Source organism: Pirellulales bacterium (assembly GCA_035533075.1).
Taxonomy (GTDB): Bacteria; Planctomycetota; Planctomycetia; order Pirellulales; family JAICIG01; genus DASSFG01.
The window spans coordinates 1-9,838 of sequence record DATLUO010000111.1; the positions used below are offsets into that span (position 1 = coordinate 1).

The following is a 9,838-nucleotide window of genomic DNA, read 5'->3' on the forward strand; positions in this document are numbered from 1 at the left end:
TCGTCGCCAAAACCGATTCCGTCAATTCGCTAAGCATCCGTCTCCTCCGTGAGACCGCAGGGCCATCGTTTCTCTGCCGCCGCCCAACTATTTACCACAGTCCACGTTTTCACGGTAGGTTAATTTCTGCCCGGTGCCTTACGCCGACGTTCTCTCCGTCTCCCAGTCTCTCCGTCTCCCAGTCTCTCCCTCTCCCAGTCTCTCCCTCTCCCGTCTCCCCGTCTCCCCATCTCTCCGCGGCTAGCGTCGCTTCAGGTAACGGCCCACGGTCTCGCGGACCTGCTCCGTCAGATCCCGTACGAAATCCTGATCGGGCAGGTAACCTTCATACCACGACTTGGGTTCTTCCTTGGCCGACCTGAGCAAGATCGTCAGCACGGCGCCGACACCCACGCCGAGGCCAAAACAGGCCAACGCCGAGTAGGCGGGATTCTCGCCGACGATTTCGTGGGCCCGGTCGTAGGCCGCCCGCACTCTCCCGCTCGCCGCTTCCCCAAATTCTTCCTGACGCATGTATTGTGACATTCGCTCGCGAGGCATGAGATTTATCCTTTCCTTGAATCGAGATTCGTTTGCATCACCAGCGGCGGCCGCCGCGTTGCCGCCACGGCGGCGCCACCGCTTTCCGATGGTCTGGCGCGTCACTCCACAGGCCAGAATTCACGAATTCTGCTACGCCTCCGGTCAGTCAGAGCGGAGCACGAGCGCCAACACCACGCCCGTAATCACGCCCATGCCGAAGATGGCCATCATCGATTGAGCGGGCCGCTGGCGGACCTGCTCGCCGACCTGCTCATAGCCTTCCCGCATCCGGCCCCTCGCTTGTTCATATCCCTCCCGCATGCGCTGACTGGCTTGCTGATAGCCTTCGCGCGCCCGGCCCGCGGCGTCGCCGGCGAATCCCATGGCGGCGTCGCGGGCTCGTTCGACGGTCGATGAGGTGCTCGCAGCCAGATCGCCGATGAAATTCTCGATCTGCTCGCGGGCCACGCCGGTTTTCTCGTGAATGCGGCCGACCAACTCATCGATATTGCCGCTGGCGATCTGCAAGTCGTCGTCGGTGAGTTGTCCCCATTTCTGCTTGATCTTGCCGCGTAGCTTGTCCCATTGTCCTTGGACTTCCTGTGCATTGAGCATGGTTCGTTCCCCGAATCGTTGAGGTTTTGTGTTGTGGTCCTGTTGCCCCGCGTCAGTGCTCGAACCGAGAGTCGCACAAAGTGTGCCATTTCCAGGGCGAGCGGGAGGCGCAAGCCTAACGTGGCACGCGCTAGGATCAGGCGCGGTGGCTGGGGCAGAGGTTGGCCGCCACGCTCTTGAAGGACGCCGGCCGCTATCTGGCCAAGCTCTGCCCCAGCCACCGCTTTTCCTCGCGACGCTGGCACAACGCAGCCGCCCGAATTCTTTGGTGTAGCCCTCGCCATGCTGGTCGTCGCTGCGCCAGACGAGCGGGCCCCGTTGGTCTTTCCGCGTGCCAGCGGCTATATTGTTGCCGGCCCGACGAATTGACTTGAGGCATGTTTCCTTCCCGTTTGTGAGAGAAATCAAGATGTACCCGATGCTGAAGCGACTAAGCCTGGTGTTGTTGGCGGCTGGCCTGGCGTTGCCGCTGGCCCAAGCCGACGACAAGGAAGCAAAAAACGATGAAAAGACCGCTGAGAAGACCAAGGCCACGGTGGCGGTGTTCCGGCTGCACGGTTCGGTGGTCGAAACGCCTCACGGCGGCGGCTTGCTGTCGATGTCGGAGCATAACGTGGCCCTCAAAGACCTGGTCGCCCGCGTCAAGAAGGCGGCCGACGACGATTCGGTCAAGGCCGTCGTCTTGTCATTGGCGGGCGGGCATCTTTCCACTTCGCAATCGGAAGAAGTGCGGCAGGCCCTGTCCGCCGTTCGGGCCAAGGGCAAAAAAATCTACGCCCATGCCGACGAGCTGTCGATGGGCGATTACGCCTTGGTGTCGGCCGCCGACCGGTTGAGCGTCGTGCCGACCGGCGACCTGTGGCTGACGGGCCTCTACGGCGAATCGCCCTTCTTGCGGGGCCTGCTCGACAAGCTCGGTGTGCAGCCCGACTTCTTGACCTGCGGCGATTACAAGAGCGCGGCCGAAATCTTCATGCGCGACGGTCCCAGTCCGCAGGCGGAGGAGATGCAGAACTGGATTTACGACGGCCTGTTCGAAACCCAGTTGAAGCTGATCGCGGCGGGCCGCAACGTCGACGTCGATAAGGTCAAGACCTGGGTTGACGGCGGCCCTTATTCCGCGACGAAGGCGAAGGCGGCGGGGCTGATCGACGCGGTGGAACAGCAAGAAGAGTTCGAAGCGGCAATCAAAGACACGGTGGGCGGCCAGATCAAGTTCAATCACAAGTACGGCGAGAAGTCGCAGCCCGAACTTGATCTGTCGTCACCGTTCGCCGCGCTGAACCTGTGGGCCGACCTGCTGGGCGGCGCCAAGAAAAAGAAGACCTATAAGAACTCCGTGGCGATCGTGTACGTCGACGGGCCGATCGTGTTGGGCGTTTCGGAAGAAAGCTTGCTGAACAGCGCCGAGCAAATGGCGGCCAGCACGCCGCTGCGCAAGGCGCTCGACAAGGCCGCCGAGGATGACACCATCAAGGCAGTGGTGCTGCGCGTCGATTCGCCCGGCGGCTCGGCGACGGCCAGTGAAATCATTCTCGCCGCCAGCAAGCGCGTGCGGGCCAAGAAGCCGCTCGTAGTTTCGATGGGCCGCGTGGCCGGCAGCGGCGGATACTACGTGGCCTGCGGGGCGGAGACGATTTTTGCCGACGAATCGACGATCACCGGCTCCATCGGCGTCGTGGGAGGCAAGCTGGCGACCACTGACTTGTGGAAGAAAGTCGGCATCAAGTGGAAGGGTTATCAGCGCGGCACGAACGCCTCCATTCTCAGCTCGATGCAGGTGTTTACGCCCGAACAGCGCAAGCGGATGCAGTCCTGGATGGACGAGATCTACGGTGTCTTCAAAGGGCACGTCACCGCGGCCCGCGGAGCGAAGCTGAAAAAGCCGATCGACGAGTTGGCCGGCGGGCGCGTCTACACGGGCCGGCAGGCGCTGGAGCTGGGGCTGGTCGACCGCATCGGCACGCTCGACGACGCCGTCAAGTTCGCCGCCGTTGAGGCGAAACTCAAAGAATACGAGCTACGTGTCGTTCCCGAGCCGAAGAATATCTTGGAGCAGCTCTTGGAAGAAGCGGAAGGGCCGAAGGAAGACGCGCATCACCTCGCGGTCGCGCATTCAGGCCCTGCCGATACGATGTTGCGGGCCGCCTTGCCGTATCTCGATCGGCTCGATCCGCAGCGCGTGCGCGCGGTGGTGATCGCTTTGAGGCACCTGGAAACCTTGCGGGCTGAAGGCGCGGTGTTGATGATGCCCGAGTTTGTCATGGGGCCGTAGAAGGTGGCTCGGGTTCCCGGTGCGCCGGGCTCGCCGTATCGGATCCGCTGGCGACGACCTCCGGGAACTTGGGGAGTGCCGCCCATTCGACAAGCCGGGGACCGGCCAGGTAGGCCAACGCCGTCGCAAACAGCGCCAGACCGCTGGCGCGAATGGCGAAGAAGAGCAGGCGGCCCTCGTCTCGCCGCGAAATCTTTTTCTCCCGATTTCGCCGCCTGCCAGCGGTGGTAACCTGTCACTGCCACGGTGAGTGCAAATACGACGGCCAGGGCGATACGGAACGACAATTCGCCAATCATCAGGTTGATTATGCCGATTGCCGCGCTTCGCCGCGACTGTATTTGGCTCCGCGGCCTTGGGTCGGTTATGTTCAAGGGCGATGAGCAATGTCACCCGAATCCTATCGGCGATTGAAGAAGGCGACCCGCACGCCGCGGTTAAGTGAGCTGAAGTGCGGTGTTGCGGTGGCTGACCTACGAATCGGTGAGGTCGTTGGCATGCTTGACTTCCAGACAGCGGTCGAGGAGATCTTCGATGTGCAACTCTTGCCCGGCCTGCGCTTCCCTGAAGTCATCGGTTTCCAAAAAGAGGCAGTTCACCACACGTTCGTTGTGCCTAAGTAGGGCGCCGAGGCTGGTAGCGGCACGCATCATCTCTGACGATCAAGATTCACAAGTGCGACAGGTATGATAGCGCTAGTTGCGACCCATTGGTACTGGAGGCTTAAACCGTGAGCGACTTTTTCAGCGACGAGATGCGCCGCGATCCGTATCCCGTATACGACCACTTGCGCCTCGCCTCGCCCGTCTTCCATGTGCCGCCGCCGTTTGATGCCTGGCTGATCTTCGACTACGAGGGAGTGTGGCGGGCACTGAACGATCACGATGCTTTTAGCTCGAAAGTACCGTCGCCGCCAAACTGGTTTATCTTTTTTGACCCGCCGCGGCACACCATGCAGCGCGGGTTGATCGCTCGGGCATTCACGCCGCGCGTTGTCGCCAACCTAGAACCGTTTATCCGACGGCTGTCGCGGGAGCTCCTGGACGCCGTGGCGGAAGGTGGCAAGATGGACTTGGTCGCCGATTACGCGGCGCCTTTGCCCATGACCGTGATCGCCGAATTGATAGGAATGTCCGGCGTCGATTTGTCGCGGTTCAAGCGCTGGAGCGACGGCATCCTGAAAATCAGCTACACCCGGTCCGGCAGCGAAGCCGCCGCCGCCGCGCTCGAAGAATTTGGCGCGGTGACGACCGAGATGGACAACTATCTCACGGAGCTGATTGCCCGGCGGCGGGCGGCGCCAGAAGACGACCTAATCACTCGGCTCGTCGAGGCCGAGGTCGACGGTGAACGCCTTACGCAGCCGGAAATTCTCGGTCTGTTTCAACTGCTCCTGGTGGGAGGCCAGGAGACAACGGTCAACCTGATCGCCAACGCCATGCTTTGTTTCCTGGAATACCCTGACCAACTCGCCCGCCTGCGGGCCGCTCCCGAACTGCTACCCTCCGCCATCGAGGAGGTACTGCGTTTCCGCGCGCCATTGCAGTGGGCCATGCGGACGCCGCGACGTGACGTCGAGATGCACGGGCAAGTAATCCCGGCCGGCCAGTTGGTGCTCCCCATACTCGGTTCCGCCAATCGTGATCCGAAGCAACAACGACGTTCAGGATTGCTAAAATGCGGCCTTGGGGGACCGTAGCTCAATGGTCAGAGCAGGGGACTCATAATCCCTTGGTTGCAGGTTCGAGTCCTGCCGGTCCTATCTCAACAAAACGCCGTGGCCGCCTCGCTGGCGGCCACGGCCACGTTGGATTAGGCTTGGACGCGACGGGAATCAACAACCCGCCCGTTGCGATCGCCTTATTGCAACAGCTTGGGCACGTCGGACAGGATCTGGTCGACGGCCTTCTTGTTCAACTGACCTGGGCCATAGGCATGGTTGGCCACCACTTTGCCTTTGACCGCCATGATCACCGTCACTTCGGCATGAGGATTGATGCCGTAGTCGGCCGGTCCGTTTTCATACTCGACCGGAACGACGATCGGCACGCGAGGGGCCTCGGCCTTTTTGCCGAGATCCTTGGCGTGGACTTCGAGCGCCTCTTCATTGTCGCCCAGCAGGTTGACGAAAGCCGCCAATTGGTCGTCGCTGTTCTTTTGCACGGCGCCGTCCAGCTTTTTCACCAGCCCGGCCAGGCTTGCATCCGACTTGCGCGAGAAAACCATGACCATCGGCCGGCTGCCGTACTTGCAGCGATAGCACAGCTTATCGCCCAAGCCGACACCGTCGTCTTCCGAGCCGGCGCACTTGACCACGTCGAAGGGATTGATGGCGTCGCCCGGTTGGACGCCACTCTTCAACTCGGCGGCGACGACCAGCGAAACACCCATCATCAGCGCCACGCCCACCGAAAAAATCCGCAACAGTCTCATCGTGTTACCTCTTGAAATAAACCTACGGTCCAAAACCAGCCGCCCCGAACGGCACAGCCGCTATTATTCACGCCGCTTGCGCAACCGCAAGCCACCTTTGCTGGTTTTGACCAAATAACCTGCGGACGGGCAAAGTGGCCTGGCATCCCGGCCGCGGTCCGGGTCAAGAATCGGCCGCCATCGACTACGCCGACGGCAACCTCTATTTTCGCTATCAGAATGGCGTGATGGCGTTGATCGAGGCGTCGCCGAAGAGCTATAAGCTGAAGAGCAAGTTCGAGTTGCCCGGCACGGGTCAGCCGAGCTGGCCGCACCCCGTGATCGCCGAAGGCCGCCTCTATCTGTGCGAACAGGACCAATTGCTGGTTTACGACCTTCGGCAGAAATAAGTGCCGACGCCACCGCCATTTGTTTCCGGCCGGCGATCTGATAGCATTTGGTCGGCGGTACGCTGGAATTTGCAGGAGGCATTCGCATGTGTGGAATCGTCGGTTACGTGGGCCGCCGGCAAGCGGCCGATTTCCTTTTGGCCGGTCTGCGGCGGCTGGAATACCGCGGCTACGATAGTTCGGGCGTGGTCACCGTCGCGCCCGGCGACCAGTCCACCGTCGGGCCCGACAACCGGTTGGCCGTCGTCAAGGCCGCCGGACGGCTCGATCGGTTGGCCGGCCGCCTGGCCGACACGCCGGTCCAGGGCCGCGTGGGCCTGGGCCATACCCGTTGGGCCACCCACGGCGCCGCCACCGACAAAAATGCCCACCCGCACCTCGGCGGAAACGACGTGGTGGCCATCGTTCACAACGGCGTCATCGAGAACTATGTGCCTCTCCGGGAGCAGCTCAAAAGCCAGGGTTACCGCTTCCACTCGGCGACCGACAGCGAAGTGATCGCGCACCTGATCGCCAACTCGCTCGAACGGCAGTTGCAGGGCGAGCTTCCGCCCAAGCCGGCCGAGATGGCCCGGCAGGGATTTGCCCCCTTGATCGCCGCGGTGGCCGGCGCGCTGGCCATGCTGCGCGGCACCTACGGGCTGGGAATCCTGTTTCGCGATTGGCCCGACGTGCTGTTCGCCGCCCGGCTCGGCAGCCCGCTGGTGGTGGGCGTCGGCGCGGGCGAGCATTTCATCGCCAGCGACGCTTCGCCCCTGGTCGGCCGCACTGACAAGATCGTCTACCTGGCCGACAACGAGTTGGCCGTCGTCACCGCCGACGCCTTGCGCGTCATCCATCGCGACCAGGGCGAGGTGCGGCACGACGTGCAGGTGCTCGACATGGCGCCGGGCGACGTCGACCGCGGCGGCTACGAGCACTTCATGCTCAAAGAGATTTTCGAGCAGCCCGAAACGGTGCAAAACACGATGCGCGGCCGGCTGAGCCTCGACGAGGCCACAGCCCATTTCGGCGGCCTGAATCTCACGCCGCAGCAGCTTCGCTCGGTCGACCGCATTCTGCTTACGGCCTGCGGCACGAGTTGGCACGCGGCGTTGGTGGGCGAATACCTGATCGAGCAGTTTGCCCGGCTGCCGGTGGAAGTGGAATACGCCAGCGAGCTGCGATATCGCAATCCGCCGATCGGCAACAATACGCTGGTGTTCGCCATCACCCAAAGCGGCGAAACGGCCGACACGCTGGGCGCGCTGCGCGAGATGAAGCGGCAAGGGCACCCGACGCTGGCGATCTGCAACGTGGTGGGTAGCAGCATCGCCCAAGAGGCCGCCGGCGGAATCTACCTGCACGCCGGGCCGGAGATCGGGGTGGCCTCGACGAAGGCGTTCACTTCGCAATGCGTGGCGCTGGCCATGCTGGCGCTCTACTTCGGCCGGCTGCGGCACCTGAACTATGCCCAGGGTCTGGAGATGATCGAGCGGCTTCAGGGCCTGCCCGACCTGGTGCGCGGGGCCTTGGTGGCCGATGACGAAGTGCGGCGGATCGCGGCCAAGTATTATCAGTGCGACAACTTCCTTTATTTGGGGCGGCAGTTCAACTTTCCCACCGCCTTGGAAGGCGCGCTGAAGCTCAAAGAGATCAGCTACATTCACGCCGAGGGCTATCCCGCCGCCGAGATGAAGCACGGGCCGATCGCCCTGGTCGACGAGCAGACGCCCAGCGTGTTTTTGATCCCCCAGGGACCGGTCTACGACAAGGTGATCTCGAACATGGAAGAGATCAAGGCCCGCGGCGGGCCGGTGATCGCCGTGACCTGCGAGTCGGGCACGCGCGCCGCCGAGTTGGCCGACGACGTGGTGTTGATTCCCACCACCGATGAGTTCTTGCAGCCGATGGTGACCGCCATTCCGCTGCAATTGTTGGCCTATCACATCGCCGTGCTGCGGGGCTGCGACGTCGATAAACCTCGCAATCTGGCCAAGAGCGTCACGGTGGAATGAACGGAGACCTCACTCCGTCGCGGCCGCCTGGGGCGAATGCTCGGCCAAAAAGGCCCTCAGGGCCTGCGTGAATTCGGGCCGCACAAAGGTGCCAATGTGATCGGCGCCCTTGATCACGCTCACCTGTAGGCGCGGCATGACCTCGACCAGCTCGTCGACCGTCACCTTCAAGGGATCCAACTCGCCGATGATCGCCAAGGTCGGCACGTGGTTCGCCCTGAGCTGCTGCTCCGTGACGGCGAATTCTTTCATTCCCCGCACAACCCCGGCCAACGCCTTTTGGTCGTTGAAGAGGCTGACCACTTGGTTGGCCCTTCGCAATCGGGCCTCCGTCGGCTTGGGACGGCCTTCGGGCGTCAGCTTCACCAGCAGCGGGCCGATGCCCTTGCCTTCGTCCAGCGATTGGGCGACCTCGTTGATGAATCCGGCCCGCTCGTCGTCAGCCTTGGCCCAACCGCCGCCGGCCAGCGTCGCCGTGAGGAAACGTTCGGGGTGCTCGGCCAGCAGCTTGTCGGCGATGAACGCCCCCATCGAATAACCGACGATGTGGGCCTTCGAGATGCCGAGATGGTCGAGCACCCGGACGGCGTCTTCGACCATCTCATCGCCGTATTTCCGGGGATCGTGCGGCTTGCCGCTGCGGCCATGCCCGCGGTTGTCGTAGGCGATGACGCGATAGTCCTTGGCCAGCGATTTCAAGATGCCCGGCCCGCCCCACTGCAAGTGCAGACTGCCGCAGAAGCCGTGAATCAGCAGCACCGGCTCGCCTTCGCCCTCGACCACGTAACGGATGCGAACACCGTCGGCGTCGAAGAACTGGTCTTCTGCCGCATGGGCTGGACCAAGCGTGAATAGCAGGCCGATGACGGCCCAAGCACCCGCACGCACTCCTAATGACTTCATCGTAGTGTTTCGCTCCGTCGCTCGCTGACTCTCTCGCCCCGACCCAATTCTTGCACCTGTGGGGCGGCGAAATCAACACCACTTCGAACTTATCCGTTTCACAGGAGCGACTGAAGCCTTTACGGTGACGTCGCCGCGACCTTCCAAACCGTGCCCGCAACGATAATTCTGGGGCGTAGGGTGTCTTCGCTCGGCGACGAGAGAGCTTGCTTACTCGGCTCGCCACCGCGGCTATGGGGACCATCTTGAGGTTTTTCGCGCCCAAACCATTGACATCGCTGCCGGCACGTCTATGATGCGTGGAACTGCCCGTTGGCCTTTCGGGGCCGCCCGCAGAACATCGTGACGGAACCTCCGGACCAGAGAGGAAGGCCGGTCGTTCGCTGTAGCCCGCTTGCGGCTAAGCGACAGGAGGAAAACGATGTACCGCGTACAACGGAGTTTTAGCGGCCAAGTCGCCGGCGCGGTTCGCTCCGCGCAAAAAGGGCGCAGCGCTCTCCCGCTCTCCCGCTCTCCCGCTCTCCCGCTCTCCCGCTCTCCCGCTCTCCCGCTCTCCCGCTCTCCGCTCTCCGCTCTCCGCTCTCCGCTCTCCGCTCTCCGCTCTCCGCTCTCCGCTCTCCGCTCTCCGCTCTCCGCTCTCCGCTCTCCGCTCTCCGCTCTCCGCTCTCCGCTCTCCGCGTAGCGCCCCTGCGGAGAGAAGTTCA

The 9,838-nt window shown here is 62.8% G+C and carries 9 protein-coding genes and 1 tRNA gene; 5 read left to right on the forward strand and 5 right to left on the reverse strand.

Going from position 1 to position 9,838, the window contains the following annotated elements; all coding sequences use genetic code 11:
- Window positions 1-240 precede the first annotated feature (240 nt).
- Both VNH11_14420 and VNH11_14425 read right to left on the reverse strand, forming a co-directional pair.
- Entirely contained in the window at window positions 241-540 is a 300-nt protein-coding gene (locus VNH11_14420; GenBank protein ID HVA47562.1) for a hypothetical protein, read from the reverse strand.
- A 144-nt stretch (window positions 541-684) separates the two neighbouring features.
- Window positions 685-1,137, reverse strand: a complete 453-nt coding sequence (locus VNH11_14425) for a CsbD family protein (GenBank protein HVA47563.1) — start codon at window positions 1,135-1,137, stop codon at window positions 685-687.
- A 418-nt stretch (window positions 1,138-1,555) separates the two neighbouring features.
- On the opposite strand from VNH11_14425, the gene sppA reads away from it, so the two are divergent.
- Complete coding sequence (gene sppA / locus VNH11_14430) at window positions 1,556-3,412, forward strand: signal peptide peptidase SppA (protein HVA47564.1); 1,857 nt, start codon at window positions 1,556-1,558, stop codon at window positions 3,410-3,412.
- 473 nt (window positions 3,413-3,885) lie between these two features.
- Here sppA and VNH11_14435 read toward each other — a convergent pair whose 3' ends face one another.
- Window positions 3,886-4,011 carry a hypothetical protein gene (locus VNH11_14435; GenBank protein ID HVA47565.1) on the reverse strand — a complete coding sequence of 42 codons (126 nt, stop codon included), beginning with the start codon at window positions 4,009-4,011 and terminating at the stop codon, window positions 3,886-3,888.
- 131 nt (window positions 4,012-4,142) lie between these two features.
- Between VNH11_14435 and VNH11_14440 the strand changes: the two genes are divergently transcribed.
- Both VNH11_14440 and VNH11_14445 read left to right on the forward strand, forming a co-directional pair.
- Window positions 4,143-5,111 carry a cytochrome P450 gene (locus VNH11_14440; GenBank protein HVA47566.1) on the forward strand — a complete coding sequence of 323 codons (969 nt, stop codon included), beginning with the start codon at window positions 4,143-4,145 and terminating at the stop codon, window positions 5,109-5,111.
- A tRNA-Ile gene (locus VNH11_14445) sits at window positions 5,102-5,174 on the forward strand. The genes VNH11_14440 and VNH11_14445 overlap by 10 nt, the downstream gene beginning before the upstream one ends.
- 98 nt (window positions 5,175-5,272) lie before the next feature.
- On the opposite strand, the gene VNH11_14450 is transcribed toward VNH11_14445, so the two are convergent.
- Window positions 5,273-5,845 carry a hypothetical protein gene (locus VNH11_14450; GenBank protein HVA47567.1) on the reverse strand — a complete coding sequence of 191 codons (573 nt, stop codon included), beginning with the start codon at window positions 5,843-5,845 and terminating at the stop codon, window positions 5,273-5,275.
- A gap of 134 nt (window positions 5,846-5,979) precedes the next feature.
- Here VNH11_14450 and VNH11_14455 point away from each other — a divergent pair, with 134 nt between their 5' ends.
- Window positions 5,980-6,234 carry a hypothetical protein gene (locus VNH11_14455; protein HVA47568.1) on the forward strand — a complete coding sequence of 85 codons (255 nt, stop codon included), beginning with the start codon at window positions 5,980-5,982 and terminating at the stop codon, window positions 6,232-6,234.
- A gap of 86 nt (window positions 6,235-6,320) precedes the next feature.
- Complete coding sequence (gene glmS, locus VNH11_14460; protein HVA47569.1) at window positions 6,321-8,231, forward strand: glutamine--fructose-6-phosphate transaminase (isomerizing); 1,911 nt, start codon at window positions 6,321-6,323, stop codon at window positions 8,229-8,231.
- Between the two features lie 9 nt (window positions 8,232-8,240).
- On the opposite strand, the gene VNH11_14465 is transcribed toward glmS, so the two are convergent.
- A complete protein-coding gene (locus tag VNH11_14465) occupies window positions 8,241-9,134 on the reverse strand; it encodes an alpha/beta hydrolase (protein ID HVA47570.1) in 894 nt (297 codons plus the stop codon).
- Between the last annotated feature and the right edge of the window lie 704 nt (window positions 9,135-9,838).

Excerpts from the sequence above, each read along its gene's own strand:
- sppA (HVA47564.1), top strand. The coding sequence starts at position 1,556 with ATGCTGAAGCGACTAAGCCTGGTGTTGTTGGCGGCTGGCCTGGCGTTG.
- VNH11_14450 (HVA47567.1), bottom strand. The coding sequence starts at position 5,845 with ATGAGACTGTTGCGGATTTTTTCGGTGGGCGTGGCGCTGATGATGGGT.
- glmS (HVA47569.1), top strand. The coding sequence starts at position 6,321 with ATGTGTGGAATCGTCGGTTACGTGGGCCGCCGGCAAGCGGCCGATTTC.
- VNH11_14420 (HVA47562.1), bottom strand. The coding sequence starts at position 540 with ATGCCTCGCGAGCGAATGTCACAATACATGCGTCAGGAAGAATTTGGG.
- VNH11_14425 (HVA47563.1), bottom strand. The coding sequence starts at position 1,137 with ATGCTCAATGCACAGGAAGTCCAAGGACAATGGGACAAGCTACGCGGC.
- VNH11_14465 (HVA47570.1), bottom strand. The coding sequence starts at position 9,134 with ATGAAGTCATTAGGAGTGCGTGCGGGTGCTTGGGCCGTCATCGGCCTG.